The organism is Shuttleworthella sp. (genome assembly GCF_057251025.1).
In genome coordinates this window covers 40,915-63,453 of sequence record NZ_DBHIDN010000009.1, presented here as the reverse complement: position 1 = coordinate 63,453, position 22,539 = coordinate 40,915, and the positions used below count along the sequence as shown (strand labels likewise).

Genomic DNA, 22,539 nt, shown 5'->3' with positions numbered 1-22,539 from the left:
AGCAGCGGACTGAAAATCCGCGTGTCTCTGGTTCGATTCCGGAACTGGGCATTTTCTATGCCCGCTTTTGGATTTTATAGTTTGTTTAGATTTGTTTTTGGAAGCTTATTGACTTAGACACAGTTCAGACACAGAACCCCACTAACATAAATATTGTCAAATGAAGCCGACATTCATTTAGACATTAATCTTTTTCATAACTCCCTTTTCGTAAGTCCCCGTTCTCGCGGGGACTTATTATTTTGTGCCGGCATGGATAGACCGTCTCTTTTAGGCCCGAAATTTTCTTCAGATCTCTTATTTCGCAAAAATAAGCCTGAATTTCCAATGATCGAATCAAGACCTGTGCTAAGATTTTATTGAGCCATATTTTATGGTGCGTCGATTTGCCGAAACGGATTCAAAGACGGGAATCAGAGGAGACAGAATCGTCAGAGGAGACAGAATAGAAAGGAGTGTCGTCATGGCCAAACTCTACGCAAGCAGGTACGCAGAAGTCTCAGAGCGGGAGAGGCGAAATGCAGAGCGGTCGCGCAGGATTGCCGGCCAGGGGATGGTCCTGCTGGAGAACAACGGGACCCTTCCTCTTCGCAGGGAGGGGGGAAATATCGCACTTTACGGCAACGGCGCCCGCCGAACCATCAAGGGAGGGACCGGGTCCGGCGATGTGAACAGCCGCCGGATAGTCAGTGTTGAGATGGGCCTGGAGGATGCCGGATATCGGGTTGTCACCAAGGAGTGGATCGACCGGGACTGCGAGAATGTCGAGCGGGCCCGGAGCGAATACCAAGAGGTGGTGCTTGGAAAGCTGGCCAAAGAGGGGCAGAAGGCGGTCATGGAGATCCTCAACAATCCCTTCATTGAGCCCGCCATAGTTCCGCTCGAGGAGGACGATATCAAGACAGACCTGACCGATACAGCAGTCTTCGTGATCGCCCGAAGTTTCGGCGAGGGAGCGGACCGCAAGTTGGCGCCGGGCCAATACTTGCCCTTCGCGGAGGAACTTGAGGCAGTCAGAAGGGTTGCTCTGGCATATGAGAATACCATCCTGGTTCTCAATGTGGGAGGCATCATGGACCTGAAGGCTCTCCGGGCCATCGAGGGGATTGACGCCATCCTGCTTATGTCCCAGGCGGGAAGTTATGGGGGCTATGCCCTTGCGGACATCCTGACCGGCAGAGAAACGCCCTCGGGCCATCTGACTGCGAGCTGGCCGGTCAACTACGAGGATTCCCCCTGCGCAGACCGATTCAGTTATCTGGATGGAGATCTGGATGATGCCTACTACAGCGAGGGGATCTATGTGGGCTATCGGTATTATGACAGCTTCAATGTGACCCCGCTCTATCCCTTCGGGTACGGGAAATCTTATACAAAGTTTCGTCTGGAGGCCAATGATATCGAGGTCGACGGGGAAATGATCCGGCTGGAGGTTCGGATTATCAATACGGGCGATCGATATGCCGGGCGGGGACTGGCCCAGGTCTATGTCTCTTCGCCCGAAGGGAAGCTGGAAAAACCCTATCAGGAACTGAAGGGTTACGCCAAGTCCCCCCTGATCGGCCCGGGCGCTTCCTGCGACCTGACCATCTCCATACCGACCCGGTCCCTGGCCTCTTACGATGAGAAGCAGGCGGCCTGGATTATGGAGCCGGGTGATTATCTGATCCGTCTGGGGCAGGACTCCAGAGACAGCCGGGTGATCGCCAGGATTCGGCTGGACCGGGAAGTGATGACAGACCGGCTGACGAACCGCCTGTCCTTAGATTGCCCGATGGAGGAAATCTCCCGCAGGGGTGTGACCCCCTATTCCTATCCGGGGGAGGCCGGGGAGATCGAGAATGCTCTTGCACTGGAACTCTCTGCCGATGAGATCCGGACCAGGCAGGCGGTTTACTCGAAGCCGCCGGTTGCGATCCGGCAGACCAAGGCAGAGGGAAGGCGACCCGGGCTTGATGAGGTGCGAAGCGGTCGGATCAGTCTGGAAGATTTTGTCGCCCAGCTGTCTGATGCAGAGATGGCAGCTCTGTGTGTTGGAAGCCAGAGAGGTCAATATGGGGTGTCCGGCCCTCAGATCGGAGCGTCATCGGTCTCCGTCGCCGGGGCTGCCGGGGATACGAGCTCCCTATTGATCGATGACTGCGGCGTTCGGAACCTGGTCACTGCAGATGGGCCCGCGGGTCTTCGTCTGACCAGGCATTTTAAGGCGGATCAGAATGGCAATATCCTGACGAAGGATATGGCCATGCCCGGATTCGAATTTCTGTCGGACCTGGCACCCAAGCCGGAAATTCCGGAAGATGCGGTGGATTACTACCAGTACGCAACGGCAATTCCCATCGCAAGTCTGCTGGCGCAGACCTGGGACCTGCAGCTGCTGGAAGAGGCCGGGGACATCGTCGGCGAGGAGATGGAGGCCTTCGGCGTTGATCTCTGGCTGGCGCCCGGGATGAATATTCAGAGGTCGCCCCTGTGCGGGAGGAATTTCGAGTACTACTCGGAGGACCCCCTGGTCACAGGCAACTGCGCAGCCGCCGAGACGAGGGGCGTGCAGAGGCACAAGAGTGCGGGTGCGACCATCAAGCACTTCGCCCTCAACAATCAGGAGGACAACCGCAATCATGTCTGCTCGCATGTCAGTGAGCGAGCCGCGCGGGAGATCTACCTGAGGGGATTCCAGATTGCGGTGGAGGAAGCGCATCCCTGCGCCATGATGACCTCTTACAATTTGGTCAACGGGGAGCACACGGCCAACAGCCATGACCTGCTGACCGGAATCGCAAGAGATGAGTGGGGATTTGACGGGATCATCATGACAGACTGGTGGACCACCGGCAGCATGGAAGGGATGGATCCAAGCGGATCCGCCGGCCGGAAGAAGTACGGAGATTCTTCTGCGGCCGGCTGTATCAAGGCCGGGAATGAGCTGATCATGCCGGGCAGTCAGGCGGACGTCGATGATATCATCCGGTCTTTAGGCAAGGAAGAAGGAGAGGTCAAATATCCTCTCACGCTCGGAGAACTGCAGAGGGGAGCGGCCAATGTCCTGAAGCTGATTCTGCGAATGGAGCGATGAGGCCGCGCCGGGCCGGGAAGTAAATAGAACGGGAGCAACTGTCTCTGCCGCCCCTAGGGGGAGGCGGAGGCAGTTTTTGGGTGCGCCCTTAAGGTTCATTTAAGGACGGGTGTCTATCCTATATCCAAGTCGATCCGGACGAGGGCGTCAGCGGATCACGGCTTGGAGAGGAGGAGACCATGGATGACTATTTCATCTTAATACCGGCCTATGAACCGGATGATACACTGTTTGGTCTGGTGAAAGACCTGCAGTCTAAGAGCGGATACCCGGAGGCCAGGCTCCATGTCCTGGTCGTAGATGACGGGAGCAGGGGGCCGGAGGCCAAGGCCGTCCTGGCGCAGCTGGAGGACCTTGCCGACCGGACAAAAGAGGGAGGCGACCCGGCAGCAGAAGGGCAGGCCGAGGGGACGGAGAGCGCCTTCAACTTGATGATCCTGCACCATCCCCAGAACCGGGGGAAAGGCGCGGCCCTCCGGACAGGCCTGGCTTATCTGGGGCAGTTTGGCAAGAAGCCCGGGGTCCTGGTCCTGATGGATGCGGACGGCCAGCACAAGGTGGATGACGCCTTACATCTGGCGCACCGGTGCTTGTATGGGGCCAACGGCCTCTATCTGGGGAGCCGGCACTTCAGCGGGAAAATCCCCTTGAGAAGCAAGACCGGAAACCGTCTGACCAGACAGATTTTCACCCTGATGACCGGCCGGAGGGTGACAGATACGCAGACGGGGCTCAGGGCCTTCTGCACCGCCTATATCCCCAAATTGTGCAAGATCAGCGGAGACCATTATGAGTATGAGATGCGGATGCTTCTGGAATTTGCCGCAGATCGGATCCCGATCTACGAGATTCCCATTGAGACAGTCTATGAGAACAACAACGCATCCAGTCACTTCCATGCGGTGAGAGATTCCATCCGAATCTACCGGGTTCTCTTCGAGCAGATGATCTCCTTCGCCGGTGTGTCTATGGCATCCTTTGGACTGGACTACCTGCTCTATGCCTTCCTAACTATGATGATGCTTCCGGTTGTCGGCGCCAATGTGCTGGCCCGTCTGATCAGCGCCGCCTTTAACTACAGTATGAATCGGAAACTGGTATTTCATCATCGGGATAAGCCGGGACAGAGTCTCTACCGGTATGGACTGACCGCGGTCCTGGTTCTTTGCGCGGACACCTGTATCGTCTATGGGCTGACAGCTTTGGGGCTGGGTGCGCTGATGGCCAAGCTGATCGCGGAACCGACCGTATTCATCCTAAGCTATCTGATTCAGAAGAATTTCGTATTCGCAAGAAAGGAGGTGCCCTATGTGGCCTGAGAGAAGAGAGAGGGAGGAGATCCCAGAGGAGGAAACGGCCGCAAGGGGCCGGGAAATGAATGAAAGGGACGAGAGGGCCGAGAAGGCCGGGAAGCGGGGCCGGGGCAGACGCCGCGCGGGAAAGAGATTTCGCATCGCCTCGACGGCGGCCCTGATCGCCTTCAGCAGCTACCTCCTCCTGGACACCTTCGTATTGGCCCGTGCCTACAGTGCATCCGGCCAGAGTTCCATCAGCAGCTCGGATTTCGCGAATTTAAAGTCATCAAACAGCTCTACAGGGACTTCTTCTACCAAGTCGAGCGGCAAGAGCTCGAAGAAGACAACGGAGACACAGACCCAGGGAAGCAGCGGAACCGGCGTGTATGCGAATGCCACCGTGGTCGGGACCTATTCGGATGACAAGCTGAACATCACAGTCTACCGCTTCTATGAGAACAGTACCTATATCTATGCGGCAGATGTTCAGGTGACCTCCGCAGAGTATATCAAGAGCGCGTTCGCCCAGGGGACCTACGGGAAGAATGTGACGGCCAAGACGTCCAGCATCGCCGACAGCGTCGGCGCGATTCTGGCAATCAACGGGGATTACTATGGGGCGCAGGAGTCCGGCTATGTGATCAGAAACGGGGTCCTCTACCGGTCCACGGCAGACAGTGACGATCAGGTCCTTGTGATTGGGACAGACGGGACCATGAAAGTGGTCAGCGCCTCCGAGGCCAGTGCGCAGGACCTGCTCGACCAGGGGGCCTGGCAGGCATACAGCTTTGGCCCGGGTCTGATTCAAAACGGCAAGATCAGCGTCAGCAGCAACTCTGAGGTGGGCAAGGCCATGGCCTCCAATCCGAGAACGGCCATTGGTCAGATCGGGCAGGGACACTATGTCTTTGTCGTCTCCGACGGCCGCAGCAGTGAGAGCCAGGGACTTTCCCTCTACCAGCTGGCGCAGTTTATGCAGTCCCTGGGCGCTACAACCGCCTATAACCTGGACGGGGGAGGCTCTTCTACCATGGTCTTCCAGGGAAAAGTAATCAATAATCCCACAACAACGGGACGTGGAACAAGTGAGAGGAGTGTGAGCGACATTGTCTATATCGGAAGTTAAGAGAAGAAGCAGAAATTATGGATTGTTGACAGGATTTTTCCTGGCCTTCGGAATCATCTACGAGTCCTTCAGCCATGGGGTCTATGATCCGGCCATGTACCTGGCCTTCCTGGTCCCCCTCTTCGGAGGACTGATTCCGACCCTGGTCCTTTGGATGAGGCCCGGCGCAGTCAATCGGCTGCAGGTCTCACCCCTGACCCTAAGCATCTGGGACGCGGCCGTATTGACTCTGACTTTGGGATGTGTGATCAGCGGTGTACTGACCATCTACGGGACCAGCAATCGCTTGATTCGGGGATACTGGCTGGCAGGGGGCGGGCTTGTCCTTGCAGCCATCCTCCTCCTGGACAGAGACTTGCGGGGCGGAGGAAAGCGCGCCGAGGGGGTCTTGTTCCGCAGGCAGGGAAAGGCGCACCGAGGGAGTCTTGCTCCGCAGGCAGGGGAAAGCACGTCAGAGCAAGAAGAGAATTGACTTTACGCAATCATTTGAGTAGAATAGGCCTTGTTCACAAAATAGCCATAAAGTATGCAGGGACGATCTCTGCTTCAATCGATTGGAAGTCTTATGAGAGAAACAAAGCAGGAGCAAACGGGCAGGAAGAAAAAGAAGTCGGGATGGATCTACAACATCTTAATCGGCATCTGTCTTCTGGTTATTGTATATTCGGGCGCCAGGATCCTGCTGACCCTGAAGGATTATCACGACTCGGAGCAGGTCTATAAGAATGCGAGAAATGCGGTGTCCGTGGCAGACACATCGAAAGAAAAGCCTGCCGAATGGTATGAAGAGGTCAAGGTCAACTTCCCCGACCTGCTCAAGCAGAATGATACGATTAAGGCCTGGATCTACATGGAGAACAACGAGCACGTCAGCTACCCGGTTCTCTATAAGGAGAACGACGATAACTTCTGGCTGCGCAAATCCATGGATGGCAAGTACGCCATTGCCGGATCCATCTTCCTGGAGGGGAAGAACCGACCCAACTTCGAGGATTACCACTCCCTGGTCTATGGGCACCAGATGAATAACAAGACCATGTTCGGAAGCCTGAGCGACTACAAGGATGACCCGGACTACTACCGCGATCACCAGTATTTTCAGATCATTCGCGGCGATGTGGTCTACCGCTATCAGGTCTTTGCCTGGTCGGACCAGAATGAGGACAGCGAGGTCTACGCCATTCACAAGGACAAGGGAGAGGCCTATGCCAAATATCTGGACCTGCTCCAGAAACACGCCATGACGAAGACGGGCCTGCCGGTCAGCGTGGATGACAAGGTGGTGACCCTGTCGACCTGTTCCAAGACCTCCGACCGCTTTATTGTCAGCGGGAAGCGGGTGGCCGCCTACGTGTATTCGACCGGACAGGTTCTGGATGAGGCCGGGGCCAATGCCTATGAGAGTCAGAACCCCTGACAGGGAGAGAACTACAATCCGAGATGAGGCCGAGGGGCCGCGGGGAAACAGGGTACTGCTTCTCCGCGGCCCCTTTCCTGGTGCGCCCGGCGGCGCGGGATGATACCCGAATAGCACTTGCTTCAGGATAAGCCCGATCGGGACGGTCGAATCGAAGCTTCGTCTCAGCCGTCAACAGAGAAGGCGAAGACCGTCCGGCTACGCCGGGGCCGGCCCGGAAGAATCAGGGGCGGGATAAAGCTGCTGACATTGATGGCGTTGGGGAAGTACTGGGTCTCGAGGCATATGCCGCCCTGCTTGGGATAGTGGCAGCCTCCCTTGCCAAATTCTCTCTCGTCAATGTAATTGCCGGTATAGACCTGGATCCCGGGCAGATCACTTGAAACGGTCATCCGCCGACCGGAGCCCGGATCATAGAGTGCGGCTACGGGACGGACCCGGCCGTCGTAGTTCTCTGGAATCCAGTTGTGATCGTAACCGCCCGCCCAGATCAGCTGATCATAGTCGGCGCCGAAGTCTCTGCCGATGGGCTTGGGGGTCCGGAAATCCATGGGACTTCCCTCGACCGATCGGATCTCCCCATCGGGGATGGAGGCAGCGTCGGCATAGGTGAAGCTGTCGGCGTGAATCTGCAGCAGGTGATTTAAGATCCGACCGGAATTATGGCCGGCCAGGTTAAAATAGCTGTGGTTGGTAGGGTTGAAGAGGGAGGGTCGGTCGCAGCTGCCCTCGTAGTCGATCGTCAGCTGCCGATCCTCGTCCAGCCGGTAGCGAACGGTCAGGGTCAGATTGCCCGGAAAGCCCATATCCATGTGAGGACTTGTGATGCGGAAGGCGATCGCGTCCTCCTGCAGGTCTGCCAGATCCCAGACGCGGTGATGAAAGGAGTCGGAGCCGGAGTGGAGATTGTTGTCTCCGTCGTTCTTCTCCAGTTGATAGGAGAGACCATTCAGGCGAAAACGCGCCTTCCCGATCCGGTTGGCATTGGGGCCGACCAGAGCGCCGAAGCAGGACTGATTTCGGAAGTAAGATTCCAGGTCCCGGTAGCCCAGGACAATATCCGCTGCCTTCCCGGTTCGATCAGGGACTTCGAGGGACAGGAGGACGGCTCCCAGATTCATGAAGCGGGCCCGCAGGCCTCTTTGGTTGGAAATCGTCCAGACCTTCACCTGCTCTCCGTGGGGCCCCCTGCCCCAGATCTTCGCCTCTTGCATCTTCCCCTCCTCTGCTGTGACTTGGTCGATCAATCTGTATCTTATTCTAGAAATATGGGAGACGGCTGACAAGAGGTGATCGGGGGGCCCTGTGCGGATTCGACCGAACGAGAAAAAGTTGCGTATCCGGGAGGCAGAAGGTAAAATACGGACTATGAAAGAGATAAAAAATAATGAACAACTGCATAAAGTAGGGGGGACAAGGTCTGAGAACCCGGGCCCCAAGAAGAAGAAGAAAAACAAGGTCTGGCGAGTCATCCGGCTGATCCTTCTGATTTTTCTCATCCTTATAGCCTTTGCCGCAATCTATCTGCTGGCTGGAGGCTATGCCGGCAAGCTCATCTCCATGCACGACGAGGCGGTTAAGCTTGTGGCCGACTCCACGGAGGAGACCTTCGAGAGCACCAGGTCCAGCTACGTCTATGACAAAGACGGCAATGAGCTGGCGGAGCTGGGAGGCCAGAAGAAGATCCAGTATGTATCCAGCGACAAGATGCCCAAACAGGTGAAGGAGGCCTTTGTATCGATTGAGGATAAGGGTTTCTACAGCCACCCCGGAGTCAGTCTCAAGGGAATTGCTCGGGCGACCCTGGCTATGATCCGAAAGGGCAGGGTCTCGGGAGGCGGCTCTACCATCACGCAGCAGCTGGCCAGAACGGTCTTTTTGACCCAGGACAAGACCTGGGAGCGCAAGGTGGAGGAGCTCTTCGTCGCGTTTGAAATCGAGAGAAAGTATTCTAAGGACCAGATCCTCAACTTCTATATCAATAACGTCTATTTCATGAATGGCTTCTATGGAATCGGTGCCGCATCGCAGGGCTATTTCAGCAAGGACGTCAGCGAGCTGAGCCTGGCGGAAATCACCTTCCTCTGTGCCATCCCTAACCGGCCCAGCTACTATGATCCGATCAACCACTCGGAGAATACGGTGGTCAGGCAGGATCTGATTCTTCGGAATATGTTGAAGGACAAGAAGATCAGCCAGGAGGACTATGACCAGGCCAAGAGCCAGCAGATCGCCCTGAACCTGTCCGAGGACAATAAAGAGTTCCACAATTACGAGACGACCTTCGCAGAGTACTCCGCAGTGCGAGCCCTGATGGCGGCAGACGGCTTCAATTTCCAGTACCAGTTCGCCAGTGATGAGGAGCGCAAGACCTACGAGGAGTCCTACGGCAAGGAGTACGACACCTACGCCACGGAACTCTATACCGGCGGCTATAAGATCTACACCAGCCTGGATGCCAACCTCCAGAAGTCCCTGCAGGATGCAATTGACAAGAACATGAGCAAGCTCGCGGAGACGACGGATAAGGGGATCTACGCGGCCCAGTCTGCCGGAACAATCATTGACAATGCGACCGGCAATGTCGTGGCGATTGTCGGCGGCCGCAGCCAGGACAATATCAAGACCTATAGCTTAAACCGCGCCTATCGGTCTTACCGTCAGCCAGGCTCCTCCATCAAACCGGTCCTTGTCTACACGCCGGCACTGGAGACCGGGAAGTACACGCCCACAAGCCGGGTGGAGGACAGTCCCATCAAGAACGGACCGCAGAACTACGGCAACAGCTACATGGGCAGTGTCACCTTGACCCAGGCTGTGGCTTACTCTCTGAATACGGTCGCCTGGAATATCTTCAAGGAAGTGAAGCCGGCCAAGGGCCTTCAGTATCTCTATAAGATGCATTTTGCGAGGATTTCCAAGAATGACGAGAACCTGGCTGCCGGCATCGGCGGACTGACCAACGGGGTCACGACTGTGGAGATGGCCTCCGCCTATGCGACTCTGGAGAATGACGGTAAATACCGCGAGCCCACCTGCATCGATCATATGGATGACAAGAACGGCAACACCATCTATAAGAACAACCACGAGGAGACCCAGATCTACAAGGCAGACTCCGCCCACCAGATGGTTACGATGATGAAAGCGGTTCTTGACTATGGTACCGGTAAGGGCTTAAAGCCCAATAACCAGGCAGCCGCGGCCAAGTCGGGAACGACCAACGACTACAAGGACGGCTGGTTCTGCGGCTTCACTCCCTACTATACGACAGCCATCTGGACCGGCTATGATACGCCCAGGTCCATGCAGAATCTGACCGGGGCCAACTATCCGGGCAAGATCTGGAGAGACGTTATGAATGCGGCTCACAAGAAGCTGACTTATAAGGATTTCTCCTGGGATAAGTCCAAGATTAGCTCCTCAGATGCCGTGTCCGACGGGACCACTTCCGACAGCGATGCCTCTAAGCAGAAGGATGCCGGTACGGATGCGCAAGATGACAAGAGCGGGAAGGAAAAGGGAGAACCGGGGAAGAGCGAGTCGGCACCGGCCGATGGTTCCTCCAAGGACAGCAAGAAGACCACTCCTTCTGGTGGCAGCGGAGACAAGTCCACGGATGCAAGCGGCGGGGGGACCAAGACCGGCCCGGCCACGGGTCATTGAGGACCTTTCCTTCTGCCGGGCAAGTGAAATTGACAAATCCTCCCTCTTGCTATTTTAGGGAGGGTTTGTTACTATTTATAAGCTGATTTCTCATTGGAGAAGTCATCGGCGTGTGGCTCAGCTTGGTAGAGCGCTACGTTCGGGACGTAGAGGTCGCAGGTTCAAATCCTGTCACGCCGACGGTTTGCGGGGAAGAGTTTCGGAGTCTATCCGAAGCTCTTTTCTTATTTACAGGGCAGGCCCGCCAGAAAAGGCAAAAAGCCTGTGCAGAATGAGTAGAAGGAAGGGGAGCCTGGGAGAAAAGATGCGAATCCTACTTTTTGCGGCCCTCTGGCCGGAGGCAAGCGGTTTGGTCAGGGCCATGGATATGAAGACCTATCACGGGAGCCTGCCCTATCGCCAGTATCAGGACCGGGGGGGAGAGATCCTCCTGACCATAAGCGGGGTGGGGCCGGTGGCTATGGCTGCCGCCGTCGGAGCAGTCCTTGCTCTGCAGGGGCCGGGACAGGCAGTCTTAATCGGAAGTGCGGCAGGCGCCCCGCCATCGGAAGTGGGCAGGCTCTACCGGATTCATCGGCTGGTCGATGCTGATGGAGGACGCAGCTTCTATCCGGACCTGATCTACCCCCATGCCTGCCCCCTTCCGGAAGCTACCCTATACAGCCGGGCCGAGGTCCGGAGGAAGACGGAGCTTGCGGCGGAAGGAGCGGGGACGGACTTGCCACAGGAGCTGGCGGTGACTCTTTTTGACATGGAGGGGGCGGCCTTCTTTCAGGCGGCCAATATCTTCTTGGGGCCCCAGCAGATTCACATCTTAAAGCTGGTCTCGGATCAAGGACTGGCAGAGGGAGAGAAGATGAGCCCGCAGACGCTTGCGGCCCGCATCAAGGGGGCCCTGCCACAGATACAGGCCTACCTTAAGGACCTGATCCGGGAGCAGGAGAGGGAGGAAGAGGAATCGGCCCGACGCAGGAGTGCCCTGCCATCGGAGGAGGAGTCCGCAGCCTGGGCCCGGGCCCTCGCCTGCTCGGCCAGCATGGGAAGTCAGCTCCGGCAGCTGCTTGTCTATGCGGGGCTTGCCGGCAGGGACTGGAGGAAGCATCTGGAGGAGATGAAGCGTAAGGGGAGACTGCCCCTATCCGACCGGAGACAGGGGAAGCTTCTCCTGCAGGAGCTGACAGACTGGGTGATGCGAGATGCATGAGCACTTTAGCCATATTTACATTGAAAAGAGGGCGGTGGACCGGCCCGGGACCGAACGGATCCTGGAGCATTTCCCGGGGGCAAAGCGGATCCTCATTGACCACTACAAGGATGTATTCAACCGCAGGCATCAGGACCGGAGCCTCCAGGAGGCAAACCGAAGTCTGATTCTGGCGGTCCGTAAGGGGACGGCGGTCTACCCCGGGGCCCCCGTCTGCCAGAACTTCGGCAGGGCTCACTTCTACTATGCCTCCTCTGTCATGAACTGCCCCTTCAACTGCGAGTACTGCTATCTCAAGGGGATGTACCCGTCAGGAAACATCGTCATATTCGTCAATCCGGAGGAGATCATGGAGGAGGTGGATGGGCTCCTGGCCCGGCATCCAGTCTACCTCTGCATCTCCTATGACACGGACCTGCTGGCTTGGGAGGCCGTGACGGGCTATGTGTCCGCCTGGGCCGCTTTTGCGGCTGACCGGCCGGATCTGAGCCTTGAGATCCGGACCAAGGCAGCAATGCGGACAGGCTGGGAGGCCTATCGGGGGCGGAGGGACCTGATTTTCGCCTGGACCCTGTCCCCGGAGGCCTATGCCAGAGAGCTGGAACCGGGCGCTGCCGGCCTGTCCGCCCGCATAGAGAGCATGCGGGCAGCCATCCGCGCAGGGGTGACGGTGCGTCTTGCCCTGGACCCCATGATCTTTCGGCCGGGCTGGAAGAGGGCCTATGGGGACCTGGTGGATCGGATTTTCACGGAGATCTCTCCGGAGGATATCATGGATGTCGCTGTCGGGAGCTTTCGGATCTCAGCAGACTATCTGAGACAAATGCGCAGAAATCAGCCCTTCGCCGCCAGCGTCCAATTTCCCTTTGTGACAGAGAAGGGCTACTGCCATTATCCGGATCCTCTTCTGAAAGAGATGGAGGGCTTTCTGCGGAAGAAATTGCGGATGTATGTAGGGGAAGACCGGATCTTCTCCTGGCAGGGATATTGACGCCGGTGTGGCAGGGGAGTACACTGCAGAAAAATAGATTTGACGCAATATAAGCCGCAGAGGAGAATCCCAAATGGACATCAGGCAGTGGATTGAGCCGACCTTTACCCAGGGAGGATTTGGTCTGGAAGAAGAAAATCAGCGGGTGACTCCGGAGGGCTTTCTGGCACAGACGGACCATCCCTTCGGAGCGGATCCTGTCCTGGACAGGGATTTCTGCGAGAGCCAGCTGGAGATCATCACCGGAGTGCATAAGAGCCCGCGGGAGGCGGCAGAGGCGCTCGGCGCCAAGCGGCTTGCGGCCGCCCGCTTCCTGGCAGAGAGAGAGGATCCGGAATGGCTCTGGCCCTTCTCCAATCCGCCCTATCTGCGGTCGGAGGATGACATCCGGATCGCCCGATTCACGGGAGAGAGGGCAGAGAAGACCCGCTACCGCAAGTACCTGGCGGGAAAATACGGGAAGAAGAAGCAGTCCCTCTGCGGGATTCACTTTAATTTCTCCTACCCGCAGGCTTTCCTGGACCAGCTGGGACGAGAGGGGGTCTCTGCGGATCAGATCTATCTGAATTTGGCCGAGAAAGTCCTGGCCTATGCCTGGCTTGTGGTTGCCCTGACGGCGGCCTCTCCTCTGATGGACGCCTCCTTTTTCGGGGGGAAAATGGGAGAGAGTCAGGCCGGCCGATATTCCTCCTATCGGTGCTCAGACAGGGGTTACTGGAATACGTTTGAACCGGTTCTGGATTTCGACGCCATTCCCAACTATCTGGAGTCCATGAACTATTACGTGGAGACCGGCAAGCTCTATTCCGCGGCGGAACTTTACTATCCGGTCCGCCTCAAGCCGGCCGGGGTCAATGACCTGGATAAGCTGCGAGAGGGGGTCGACCATATCGAATTGCGGATGCTGGATGTTAATCCCCTGCGGGACGAGGGGATCGATCCCGGGGATCTGGACTTTCTGACCCTCCTCCTGCTCTACCTGACGGGCCGGCCCAAGATGGACCTGTCCGTCATGCGACAGAGACGGGCCATGCGCAATATGAAGCAGGCAGCCGCCTATCCGTTGGAGGAGGTCTCCCTCTTCTGGATCGACGGGAGGATGCACCCCCTGCCCAGGCTGGCGCTTCAAATTCTCCGGGATATGGAGGCGGTGCTGGGAGAGCATGAGGCGATTTCCTATCAGATACAGAAGATAAAGGAGCCGGACCGGCGCTATACAAATCAGATCCTGCGCCGCTATAGCAGAGACTATGTGGGTAAGGGTCTGGAGCGGGCGCAAGAGCTGGCAAGGCCCCGGGAGTCAGCAGGAGATTCGGGATCAGGAAGAGGTCTGTGACCTATGACAAGGGCAGGACCGGGTAGGGAGAGAATATGACGAAAATCGACTTGATCACAGGATTCCTGGGATCCGGCAAGACCAGCTTCTTGCGCCCCTACGCGGGATACCTGATCCGGGAGGGGCAGAATATCGCCATCCTGGAGAACGACTTCGGGGCGATCAATGTGGACCGGATGCTCTTGTCAGATTTGGAGGGGGATCGGTGTGACGTGGAGATGGTCCTGGGCGACAGGGACTATGAGACCCACCGGCGGCGCTTTAAGACCAAGCTCATCACTCTGGGCATGCTGGGCTACGACCGGATCCTGGTGGAGCCCTCGGGCGTCTATGATGTGGATGAGTTCTTTGACACTCTGCAGGAAGAACCCTTAAACCGCTGGTATCAGATCGGGAGCGTGATTGCGATTCTGGATGCCCACCTGCCGGAAGAGACCGATGAAGAGACCGATTATCTTCTGATCTCGCAGCTGGCCAACGCAGGAAAGGTAGTTCTCTCCAAGAGCCAGGAAGTGGATCCGGCTTCCCTCCCCCGGCTCATCGCCCATGTCAACCGGGCCCTGGAGCATTTCCACTGTGATCGAAGACTGGACCCGGAAGAAGTGGAGACGAGACCCTGGAGCCGGCTGACCGATGAGGACTTCGACCGGATCAGCCGGGCAGGCTACAGGAGGGCGGACCACCTCAAGCTCCCGGTCAGCCGGGAGGACCAGTACGATCAACTCTTCTATATGAACGTGCAGGCTTCGTCCGAAGAGATCGAGCAGAAGCTGCAAGAGATCTTCTCGGATGCGGCCTGTGGGAGGGTGCTTCGGATCAAGGGATACCTGAGATACGAGAGGGGGTCGGCTGCGGCCTGGCTCAAGGTCAATGCCACTGCCGACAAGATTGAACTGGCAGAGAGCAAAGAGGGACAGGAGGTCCTGATTGTGATCGGGGAGGAGCTGAACCGGGAGCGGATCGGTGGCTATTTTCACTATCGCTACGGGACAGACAAGACCCAGTGAGGAGCAGTGATATGAGATATCGGGCGGCAATTTTTGATATGGACGGAACCGTTCTGAATACCCTGGATGACCTGGTGACAGCCCTAAACTGGGCGCTGAAGCAGTGTGGTCACCGCCATGACTATCAGGGAGAAATAGTCCGGCAGTTCTTCGGGTCCGGCGTCAATGTGGCGATTCAGCGGGCCCTTGCCTACGAGGGAGGCCTGGGGGAGAGAGACCTGGTCCGAATCGGAACGCCGGGATTTGAGACCGTGGACGGGGTGCCGGACGCAGAAGTAGAGCGGATCGCAGCAATTTACAAGCCCTACTATGCCGGGCACTCCAATGAAAAGACCGGCCCCTATCCGGGGATCCTAAGCCTCTTGAAGCAGCTGCACGAAAAGAAGATGCCGACGGCTGTCGTGTCCAATAAGCCCGATGAGGCGGTCCGGATCCTGACGGAGGAGGTCTTTGCCGGGCTCTTTGACGTCTATATCGGCGAGCGGGAGGGGATTCCCAGAAAACCGGCCAGGGATATGACTGACCTTGTCTTAAGGCGCCTGGGCCTTGCTCCGGCAGATGCGGTCTATATCGGGGATTCCGAGGTGGACATGCAGACGGCTGCAAATGGCGGCATGGACTGCATCAGTGTGGACTGGGGCTTTCGCAGCCACGCCTTCCTCAAGGAGAGAGGGGCTTGTCCCATCGTCTCTGACGCCAAGGCGCTTGCGGCGGAAATCCTGCGGGACTAGAGCAGACTCTGTAGGACTAGAGCAGACTCTGTAGGACTAGAGCAGACCCTGTAGAACTAGAGCAGATCCTGTAGAACGAGGGAAGATCCGGTCGGCTCACAGGATTGGGAAGCGTTGGCAGGGACAGACAAATTTTCCCGAATGTTCTTAACAGAAGCGGAACAGAAGTGCTAGAATGACAGTGAATTTCAGGTGATTTTTCGAAGGGAAAACTTCAGCTTTGCCGACGGAATCCGCCGGAGGCCTCGCTGTGAGTGTTAAGCAAGGGAGTCTGCAATGGCCCAGGAATTAGTTGAGAAATTACAGGTACAAAAGGCATTTACCATACCGATCTTCGGGGGGATTGACATCTATGAATCGCTCCTGATCAGCTGGCTGGTCATGGCAATCCTGATCGTCCTGTCCCTATGGCTGACCAGCCATCTGTCCGTGGACCATCCGTCCAAAAAGCAGCTCTTTGCCGAGAGCGCCGTGACCTGGCTTGACAATTTCGTCAAGGGCATGCTGGGGGACGGAGCGGCCGAGTATTCGACCTATCTGGAGACCATCCTGCTCTACATCGGCCTCTCCAATATCATCGGCCTGCTGGGAATGAAGCCTCCCACCAAGGACTTGAGCGTCACCATCGCTCTTGCGCTTATGTCCATTGTCCTGATTGAGGCGGCCGGCATTCGCAAGAAGGGAGTGGGCGGCTGGCTCAAGGCCTTCACCAAGCCAATCGCAATCATTACTCCCATCAACATCCTGGAGGTCTTCATCCGGCCCCTCTCCCTGTGTATGCGACTCTTCGGCAATGTCCTCGGGTCTTATGTCATTATGGAGATTATCGAGTACATCGTTCCCGTGGGCCTGCCGCTGGTCTTCAGCGCGTATTTTGATATCTTTGACGGCTTTATACAGGCCTATGTCTTCGTCTTCCTGACATCCCTCTTCATCGCGGAGGCAGTCGAGGATTGACGCAGGAGGAGAGGAAAGTCCTCTAACCGAGATAATAGCGGCCAAGGCCGATATTATAGAGCCCGCAGGGGCAGAGAAACGTGGAAATCGTTCCAAAATCAATATTTTGAATTTCAGGAGGAGAAAACATGAGTGTTACAGCAATTGGAGCAGGTATCGCAGCAATCGCGTGCATCGGTGCAGGTCTTGGAATCGGGATTGCGACCGGTCACGCAGCAGACGCCATTGCAAGACAGCCGGAGGCGGACAAGAAGATTCAGGCCAACCTGATTCTGGGCGCTGCGCTCTCAGAGGCGACCGCTATCTATGGCTTCGTTCTGGGGATTCTGATTATTTTCATGCTGGGTTGATCCGCTTTCAGACAGGACCCGTGAAACAGGAGCCGGGAATGGAGAAGCAGTAAGTTAGGAGAGGACATGTTACACATCGATTTGACAATTTTGTGGATCATCATAGATCTTGTGATCCTCTACTTTATCCTGAAGAAGTTCCTCTTCGGCAGAGTGCGAGAGGTCATGGCCAAGCGGGAAGAGCAGATTAAGAAGTCCTACGATGATGCGGCAAGCGTCAAGGCCGATGCCCAGGCTCTGCACGAGAAGTACGAGGCCCAGCAGGAGTCTGCCAGGGCGGAGGCGGCCAAAATCCGCACCGAGGCGATTAAGAAGGCGAATGCCGAGTATGACAAGATCCTGGATGAAGCCAAGGGCCGGTCTGACAAGCTGATTGCAGAGGCGCAGAAGAAGGCCAGGGCCGCAGCGGAGATCGAGCGCCGCGAGGCAGAGGAGAAGATCACAGATCTGGTCAAGAATGCCGCTGCCAAGCTGGTAGAGTCTCAGACGGACGAGCAGATGTATGATGCCTTCCTGAAGGAAGTGGAGAAATAAATGAGCGAGACCAATACAAGGGATGTGAGCACAATGCTTCAGGCCAAACTCCGGTGCGTGACACCGCCGTCAGAGAAGCAGCTTGCTCAGTTCAAGGAGTTTTTATCAAGACGCTATCATACCGCAAGCGCGGCGGATGTGAACCTGACCCTGGAGACCGATCCTTCGGTCGGCGGAGGCTTCATTCTGTCCGTGGGCTCCGATGAGTTCGACTGGTCCACCAGGGGCAGAGAGCGCCAGTTCGAGGACCAGATTGACGGGGCTCGGCAGAGGGCTTCGGGACATGCAGATCAGGAAAAGATCATGTCGGTCATGCAGGCGGCCGTAGAGGAGTTTCACCTGACAGCCAAGGCCTCTGAGGTCGGGACGGTGGAGACTGTGGGAGACGGAATTGTCACCATCAGCGGACTCGACCACGTCCAGTATGGGGAGATTGTCTTATTTGACAACGGCGTCAAGGGCATGATCCAGGATATCAAGTCTGACGGTGTCGGAGCCATCCTCTTCGACCAGGAGGGGACGATCGGTGAGGGCAGTCATGTGACCGGAACCGGCAAGCAGGCGGGGATGCCCGTCTCAGACGCCTATCTGGGCCGGGTGGTCGATGCGCTCGGAAATCCCATCGACGGAGGCGAGTCGATTAAGACATCGGAGTATCGGCCCATAGAAAATGCGGCACCGGGCATCATCGACCGGCAGCCGGTTACCGTTCCCATGCAGACCGGGATTCTTGCGATCGACTCGATGTTCCCCATCGGCCGCGGCCAGCGTGAGCTGATCATCGGCGACCGGCAGACCGGAAAGACAGCCATTGCGACGGATACCATTCTCAACCAGAAGGATAAGAACTGCATCTGCATCTATGTGGCAATCGGGCAGAAGTCATCCACCATCGCGGGGATTGTCAACACGCTCAAGGCACATGAGGCTATGGATTATACTGTTGTTGTGGCATCCACAGCTTCCGACCCGGCCCCCCTGCAATATGTTGCCCCGTACTCGGCAACGGCTCTGGCAGAGTACTTCATGTACAAGGGCAAGGATGTGCTGATCGTCTATGATGATCTGTCCAAGCACGCTGTCGCCTATCGGGCCCTGTCCCTGCTTCTGGGTCGGTCTCCCGGACGAGAGGCCTACCCCGGCGATGTCTTCTACCTGCACTCCAGGCTTCTGGAGCGCTGCGCCCGTCTCTCAGAGGAACTGGGCGGCGGATCGATCACGGCCCTGCCCATTATTGAGACCCAGGACGGCGACGTTTCAGCCTATATTCCGACCAATGTGATCTCTATTACAGACGGGCAGATCTTCCTGGAACAGGATCTCTTCTTTGAGGGTCAGAGGCCCGCGGTCAATGTGGGCCTGTCGGTATCCCGTGTCGGCGGCGCTGCACAGACCAAGGCCATGAAGAAGGCGGCCGGATCCCTGCGAATTGATCTGGCCCAGTACCGGGAGATGCAGGTGTTCACCCAGTTCTCCTCCGACCTGGATGAGGCGACCAAGAATCAGCTGGCCCAGGGAGCAGTGCTCATGGAACTGCTCAAGCAGCCGCTTGAGGCCCCCATGTCTGTCAGTGATCAGGTCATCAGCCTCCTGGTTGCAGAGAACAAGAAGATGATCCATGTCCCGGTCAAGGAGGTCAAGGATTATCAGAGAGATCTTCTTGCCTTCTACGCGGACCAGCATCCGGAGATCGCGGGAGAGATCAATAAGAGCGGCCGACTGTCAGAGGCTCTGATCGAGTCGGTCCTGACTGCCGCTGATGAATTCGCATCCATACAGGAGAAAGCCAGGGCCTAAGAATCGGACCTTGCTTGGATTGAAACAGTACAGAGGAATTTCATGGGCCAGATACGTGAGATCAGAGATCGGATCAGCAGCATTGAGAACACGATGAAAATCACCAATGCCATGTATATGATTTCGTCTACGAAAATGAATAATGCCAGGAAATCCCTGGCAGCCACCGAGCCCTATTTCTACGCTCTGCAGGACATGTTTGCCCGCGTCATCCGTCATCTGCCGGAGGGCTTCCACCATCCCTATCTGGACAATCGTGAGAAGCTTCGGCAGGAGGGGGGCTTGCGCAGAGCGATTATCTGCGTGACCGCGGACAAGGGGCTGGCCGGCGCCTACAATCACAACATCATCAAGTTGACGGAGGAACTTCTGGCGGACCACAAAGACGGGATGCTCTTTACGGTCGGAGAGGTGGGAAGACAGTACTTCCTCCAGCACCAGATTGAGGTCGACGGCGAGTTCCACTATACGGCGCAGAAGCCGACCCTGGGACGAGCCAGAAATATCGCCTTTGAGATGCTGGATCTCTTTGAGGGGGAGAAGATAGATGAGGTATTTATCGTCTTCACCTCCATGAAGAATTCTGTGGAGATCCAGTGCAATATGACCCAGCTTCTTCCCTTGATCCGGCTTGACGCAAAGCCCTTCAATCAGGGAGAGGCCATGGCGGTCATGGGGATCCAGGAGGACTTTGAACTGGAACCCAACGCCTCGGAGCTCCTCTACAATGTGGTTCCGGACTATCTGACCGGCTATATCTATTCGGCCCTGGTCGAGTCCTTCTGCGCGGAGCACTCCGCCCGTATGCAGGCCATGGACAGTGCCAATAAGAATGGGCAGGAACTCATGCAGGAGCTCAATATTCTCTATAACAGAGAGCGGCAGGCGCAGATCACCCAGGAGATCACAGAAGTTGCAGCGGGAGCTAAGGCCAGAGCCCAGCAGCTGGCCGAAGCCGCGGAACGAAAGAAGCATAGGAAAGGAGTTGTACCGGATGCAAATCGGTAAGATTGTGCAGGTCATGGGACCTGTCGTGGATGTGGAATTTGCGGAGGAACCTCTTCCGATCATCAAGTCAGCTCTGCAGGTGGATAACCACGGCAAGAAGGCAGTGATGGAGGTCTCTCAGCATGTCGGTGACAATACGGTTCGCTGCATCATGCTGTCCGCCTCCGAGGGACTGCAGAAGGACATGCCCGTTCTGGCGACGGGCGCGGGGATCGAGGTTCCGGTAGGAGAACAGAACCTGGGTCGTCTCTTTAATGTCCTGGGAGATACCATCGACGGCAAAGACCAGATCACAAGTGGAGACCAGTGGGAGATCCACCGCAGGCCGCCCAAGTTCACGGACCAGAACCCGGTGCAGGAGATTCTGGAGACCGGAATCAAGGTCATTGACCTGATCGCCCCCTATGCCAAGGGCGGTAAGGTCGGCCTCTTCGGAGGCGCCGGCGTCGGGAAGACGGTCCTGATCCAGGAGCTGATCCATAATATCGCAACCCAGCACGGGGGCTACTCCATCTTCACCGGGGTGGGAGAGCGGTCCCGTGAGGGCAATGACCTCTACTCGGAGATGAGCCAGTCCGGCGTCATCAAGAACACCGCCCTGGTCTTCGGCCAGATGAATGAGCCGCCCGGAGCCCGTATGCGCGTAGCCGAGACAGGCCTTACCATGGCGGAGTACTTTAGGGATGTGGAGCACAAGGATGTCCTCCTCTTCATCGACAACATCTTCCGATTCGTCCAGGCCGGATCAGAGGTATCCTCTCTTCTGGGGCGGATGCCCTCTGCCGTGGGTTATCAGCCCACCCTGGCCAATGAGATGGGAGAGCTGCAGGAGCGGATCGCCTCCACCAAGTCGGGTTCGGTCACTTCTGTCCAGGCTGTCTATGTGCCTGCGGATGATCTGACGGATCCCGCCCCCGCGACGACATTCGCCCACCTGGATGCGACGACGGTCTTAAGCCGTAAGATCGTCGAGCAGGGAATCTACCCTGCCGTCGATCCTCTGGGATCCTCTTCCAGAATCCTTGAGGAGAGCATTGTCGGCAAGGACCACTATGAGACCGCCCAGCGGGTCCTGCAGGTACTGCAGAAGTACAAGGAATTGCAGGACATCATCGCGATCCTGGGAATGGAAGAGCTGTCTGACGAGGACAAGCTGACCGTCTATCGGGCCAGGAAGGTGAGGAACTTCCTCTCCCAGCCCTTCTCCGTCGCCGAGCAGTTCACCGGAATCCCGGGCCAGTACGTGCCCCTGGAGGAGACCATCCGCGGATTCAAGGCCATCCTGGACGGACAGATGGATGAGTATCCGGAGAGCGCCTTCATGAATTGCGGGACAATTGACGATGTCGCAAAGAAGGCCAAGGAAGAGGCTTAGAAGACAAAAGGCAGACGTCTTGTTCCGGCTGCCGGAGGCGGACGGGAGAGACCGGGATAAGTGACTTAAGGAGTCAGGCTATGGCTGATCAGGCAACCTTCTTTCTGCGCGTGATCGCGTCAGACAAAAAATTCTATCATGATCAGGCTGAGGCCCTGATTGTGCAGACGGTGGACGGCCAGCAGGAGTTTCTGGCCCACCACAGCCAGGCGATCCTTGCGATTTCCCCGGGAGAACTGCGGATTCGCACCGGGGACGGGGAGTGGATCGACGTGGTCGCAGGCTATGGGTCCATGGTATTCGCCAATAACCGGGCAACTGTCCTGGTGGAGACCTGCGAGACCGAGGCCGAGCTGGATGCCAGAAGGGCGGAGGAAGCCCTCGAGAGGGCCAAGGAGCGCCTGCGGCAGCAGCAGAGCCAGAGAGAGTACCATATGACCCAGGCCGCCATGGCAAGGGCCCTCTCCAGACTCAAGTTCAAGGGCAAGGAAATGCACTGATCGTCACGGATAAGAGCGATAGGGAAGGTCACCCGGACCGGGCCTGCAGGAGACCTGCAGTCAGCCGGCCGGGTGATTTTTTGTCCCCCGGACTGCAGCAGAAGCGGGTGAAAAGATCCTTGACAGGCGGGGAGAATGCGCCTAGTATATAATTCAATTATGAACAGTT

General features: G+C 56.9%; 19 protein-coding genes and 1 tRNA gene. 19 read left to right on the top strand and 1 reads right to left on the bottom strand.

The window, feature by feature from the left end:
* The first annotated feature begins 463 nt into the window (after nucleotides 1-463).
* The 5 genes from ACO5R6_RS03865 to ACO5R6_RS03845 all read left to right on the top strand — a co-directional run bounded on the left by ACO5R6_RS03865 (nucleotide 464) and on the right by ACO5R6_RS03845 (nucleotide 6,914).
* A complete protein-coding gene (locus ACO5R6_RS03865; protein WP_485625875.1) occupies nucleotides 464-3,076 on the top strand; it encodes a glycoside hydrolase family 3 protein in 2,613 nt (870 codons plus the stop codon).
* A gap of 179 nt (nucleotides 3,077-3,255) precedes the next feature.
* Nucleotides 3,256-4,395 carry a GtrA family protein gene (locus ACO5R6_RS03860; protein WP_485625874.1) on the top strand — a complete coding sequence of 380 codons (1,140 nt, stop codon included), beginning with the start codon at nucleotides 3,256-3,258 and terminating at the stop codon, nucleotides 4,393-4,395.
* Complete coding sequence (locus ACO5R6_RS03855) at nucleotides 4,385-5,497, top strand: phosphodiester glycosidase family protein (RefSeq protein WP_485625873.1); 1,113 nt, start codon at nucleotides 4,385-4,387, stop codon at nucleotides 5,495-5,497. The genes ACO5R6_RS03860 and ACO5R6_RS03855 overlap by 11 nt, the downstream gene beginning before the upstream one ends.
* Nucleotides 5,498-5,519: 22 nt before the next feature.
* Nucleotides 5,520-5,969, top strand: a complete 450-nt coding sequence (locus tag ACO5R6_RS03850; protein ID WP_485625872.1) for a hypothetical protein — start codon at nucleotides 5,520-5,522, stop codon at nucleotides 5,967-5,969.
* A gap of 93 nt (nucleotides 5,970-6,062) precedes the next feature.
* Complete coding sequence (locus tag ACO5R6_RS03845) at nucleotides 6,063-6,914, top strand: sortase domain-containing protein (protein ID WP_485625871.1); 852 nt, start codon at nucleotides 6,063-6,065, stop codon at nucleotides 6,912-6,914.
* 164 nt (nucleotides 6,915-7,078) lie between these two features.
* Here ACO5R6_RS03845 and ACO5R6_RS03840 read toward each other — a convergent pair whose 3' ends face one another.
* Nucleotides 7,079-8,128, bottom strand: coding sequence for an aldose epimerase family protein (locus tag ACO5R6_RS03840; protein WP_485625870.1), 1,050 nt, complete (start codon nucleotides 8,126-8,128; stop codon nucleotides 7,079-7,081).
* 154 nt (nucleotides 8,129-8,282) lie between these two features.
* On the opposite strand from ACO5R6_RS03840, the gene ACO5R6_RS03835 reads away from it, so the two are divergent.
* The 14 genes from ACO5R6_RS03835 (at nucleotide 8,283) to atpC (ending at nucleotide 22,370) form a co-directional block, all read left to right on the top strand.
* On the top strand, nucleotides 8,283-10,580 hold the full coding sequence (locus ACO5R6_RS03835; protein ID WP_485625869.1) for a transglycosylase domain-containing protein: 2,298 nt from the start codon (nucleotides 8,283-8,285) through the stop codon (nucleotides 10,578-10,580).
* A 106-nt stretch (nucleotides 10,581-10,686) separates the two neighbouring features.
* A tRNA-Pro gene (locus tag ACO5R6_RS03830) sits at nucleotides 10,687-10,760 on the top strand.
* A gap of 124 nt (nucleotides 10,761-10,884) precedes the next feature.
* The gene (locus tag ACO5R6_RS03825; protein WP_485625868.1) at nucleotides 10,885-11,784 is read left to right on the top strand and encodes a phosphorylase family protein; all 900 of its coding nucleotides are present in this window, start codon (nucleotides 10,885-10,887) and stop codon (nucleotides 11,782-11,784) included.
* Nucleotides 11,777-12,775 carry a spore photoproduct lyase family protein gene (locus ACO5R6_RS03820; protein WP_485625867.1) on the top strand — a complete coding sequence of 333 codons (999 nt, stop codon included), beginning with the start codon at nucleotides 11,777-11,779 and terminating at the stop codon, nucleotides 12,773-12,775. Before ACO5R6_RS03825 ends, ACO5R6_RS03820 begins: the two co-directional genes overlap by 8 nt.
* A 73-nt stretch (nucleotides 12,776-12,848) precedes the next feature.
* Entirely contained in the window at nucleotides 12,849-14,111 is a 1,263-nt protein-coding gene (locus ACO5R6_RS03815) for a hypothetical protein (protein WP_485625866.1), read from the top strand.
* Between the two features lie 35 nt (nucleotides 14,112-14,146).
* Nucleotides 14,147-15,118, top strand: a complete 972-nt coding sequence (locus ACO5R6_RS03810; protein WP_485625865.1) for a GTP-binding protein — start codon at nucleotides 14,147-14,149, stop codon at nucleotides 15,116-15,118.
* Nucleotides 15,119-15,129: 11 nt separating this feature from the next.
* Entirely contained in the window at nucleotides 15,130-15,849 is a 720-nt protein-coding gene (locus ACO5R6_RS03805; protein ID WP_485625864.1) for an HAD family hydrolase, read from the top strand.
* Between the two features lie 276 nt (nucleotides 15,850-16,125).
* Nucleotides 16,126-16,806, top strand: a complete 681-nt coding sequence (locus ACO5R6_RS03800) for a F0F1 ATP synthase subunit A (protein WP_485625863.1) — start codon at nucleotides 16,126-16,128, stop codon at nucleotides 16,804-16,806.
* Nucleotides 16,807-16,934: 128 nt separating this feature from the next.
* A complete protein-coding gene (atpE, locus tag ACO5R6_RS03795) occupies nucleotides 16,935-17,156 on the top strand; it encodes an ATP synthase F0 subunit C (RefSeq protein ID WP_485625862.1) in 222 nt (73 codons plus the stop codon).
* Between the two features lie 66 nt (nucleotides 17,157-17,222).
* Nucleotides 17,223-17,690 carry an ATP synthase F0 subunit B gene (locus tag ACO5R6_RS03790; protein ID WP_485625861.1) on the top strand — a complete coding sequence of 156 codons (468 nt, stop codon included), beginning with the start codon at nucleotides 17,223-17,225 and terminating at the stop codon, nucleotides 17,688-17,690.
* On the top strand, nucleotides 17,691-19,487 hold the full coding sequence (atpA, locus tag ACO5R6_RS03785; protein ID WP_485625860.1) for a F0F1 ATP synthase subunit alpha: 1,797 nt from the start codon (nucleotides 17,691-17,693) through the stop codon (nucleotides 19,485-19,487).
* A 42-nt stretch (nucleotides 19,488-19,529) separates the two neighbouring features.
* Nucleotides 19,530-20,495 (top strand): ATP synthase F1 subunit gamma, encoded by a 966-nt coding sequence (gene atpG / locus ACO5R6_RS03780; RefSeq protein WP_485625859.1) that lies wholly within the window; start codon nucleotides 19,530-19,532, stop codon nucleotides 20,493-20,495.
* Complete coding sequence (atpD, locus tag ACO5R6_RS03775; RefSeq protein ID WP_485625858.1) at nucleotides 20,482-21,870, top strand: F0F1 ATP synthase subunit beta; 1,389 nt, start codon at nucleotides 20,482-20,484, stop codon at nucleotides 21,868-21,870. Before atpG ends, atpD begins: the two co-directional genes overlap by 14 nt.
* Before the next feature lie 80 nt (nucleotides 21,871-21,950).
* Nucleotides 21,951-22,370 (top strand): ATP synthase F1 subunit epsilon, encoded by a 420-nt coding sequence (atpC, locus tag ACO5R6_RS03770; RefSeq protein WP_485625857.1) that lies wholly within the window; start codon nucleotides 21,951-21,953, stop codon nucleotides 22,368-22,370.
* Nucleotides 22,371-22,539 lie beyond the last annotated feature (169 nt).

Bases quoted from the DNA above. Each gene is read 5' to 3' on its own strand.
- ACO5R6_RS03865 (WP_485625875.1), top strand. From the start codon at position 464: ATGGCCAAACTCTACGCAAGCAGGTACGCAGAAGTCTCAGAGCGGGAG.
- ACO5R6_RS03860 (WP_485625874.1), top strand. From the start codon at position 3,256: ATGGATGACTATTTCATCTTAATACCGGCCTATGAACCGGATGATACA.
- ACO5R6_RS03855 (WP_485625873.1), top strand. From the start codon at position 4,385: ATGTGGCCTGAGAGAAGAGAGAGGGAGGAGATCCCAGAGGAGGAAACG.
- ACO5R6_RS03845 (WP_485625871.1), top strand. From the start codon at position 6,063: ATGAGAGAAACAAAGCAGGAGCAAACGGGCAGGAAGAAAAAGAAGTCG.
- ACO5R6_RS03840 (WP_485625870.1), bottom strand. From the start codon at position 8,128: ATGCAAGAGGCGAAGATCTGGGGCAGGGGGCCCCACGGAGAGCAGGTG.
- ACO5R6_RS03835 (WP_485625869.1), top strand. From the start codon at position 8,283: ATGAAAGAGATAAAAAATAATGAACAACTGCATAAAGTAGGGGGGACA.
- ACO5R6_RS03825 (WP_485625868.1), top strand. From the start codon at position 10,885: ATGCGAATCCTACTTTTTGCGGCCCTCTGGCCGGAGGCAAGCGGTTTG.
- ACO5R6_RS03820 (WP_485625867.1), top strand. From the start codon at position 11,777: ATGCATGAGCACTTTAGCCATATTTACATTGAAAAGAGGGCGGTGGAC.
- ACO5R6_RS03815 (WP_485625866.1), top strand. From the start codon at position 12,849: ATGGACATCAGGCAGTGGATTGAGCCGACCTTTACCCAGGGAGGATTT.
- ACO5R6_RS03810 (WP_485625865.1), top strand. From the start codon at position 14,147: ATGACGAAAATCGACTTGATCACAGGATTCCTGGGATCCGGCAAGACC.
- ACO5R6_RS03805 (WP_485625864.1), top strand. From the start codon at position 15,130: ATGAGATATCGGGCGGCAATTTTTGATATGGACGGAACCGTTCTGAAT.
- ACO5R6_RS03800 (WP_485625863.1), top strand. From the start codon at position 16,126: ATGGCCCAGGAATTAGTTGAGAAATTACAGGTACAAAAGGCATTTACC.
- atpE (WP_485625862.1), top strand. From the start codon at position 16,935: ATGAGTGTTACAGCAATTGGAGCAGGTATCGCAGCAATCGCGTGCATC.
- ACO5R6_RS03790 (WP_485625861.1), top strand. From the start codon at position 17,223: ATGTTACACATCGATTTGACAATTTTGTGGATCATCATAGATCTTGTG.
- atpA (WP_485625860.1), top strand. From the start codon at position 17,691: ATGAGCGAGACCAATACAAGGGATGTGAGCACAATGCTTCAGGCCAAA.
- atpG (WP_485625859.1), top strand. From the start codon at position 19,530: ATGGGCCAGATACGTGAGATCAGAGATCGGATCAGCAGCATTGAGAAC.
- atpD (WP_485625858.1), top strand. From the start codon at position 20,482: ATGCAAATCGGTAAGATTGTGCAGGTCATGGGACCTGTCGTGGATGTG.
- atpC (WP_485625857.1), top strand. From the start codon at position 21,951: ATGGCTGATCAGGCAACCTTCTTTCTGCGCGTGATCGCGTCAGACAAA.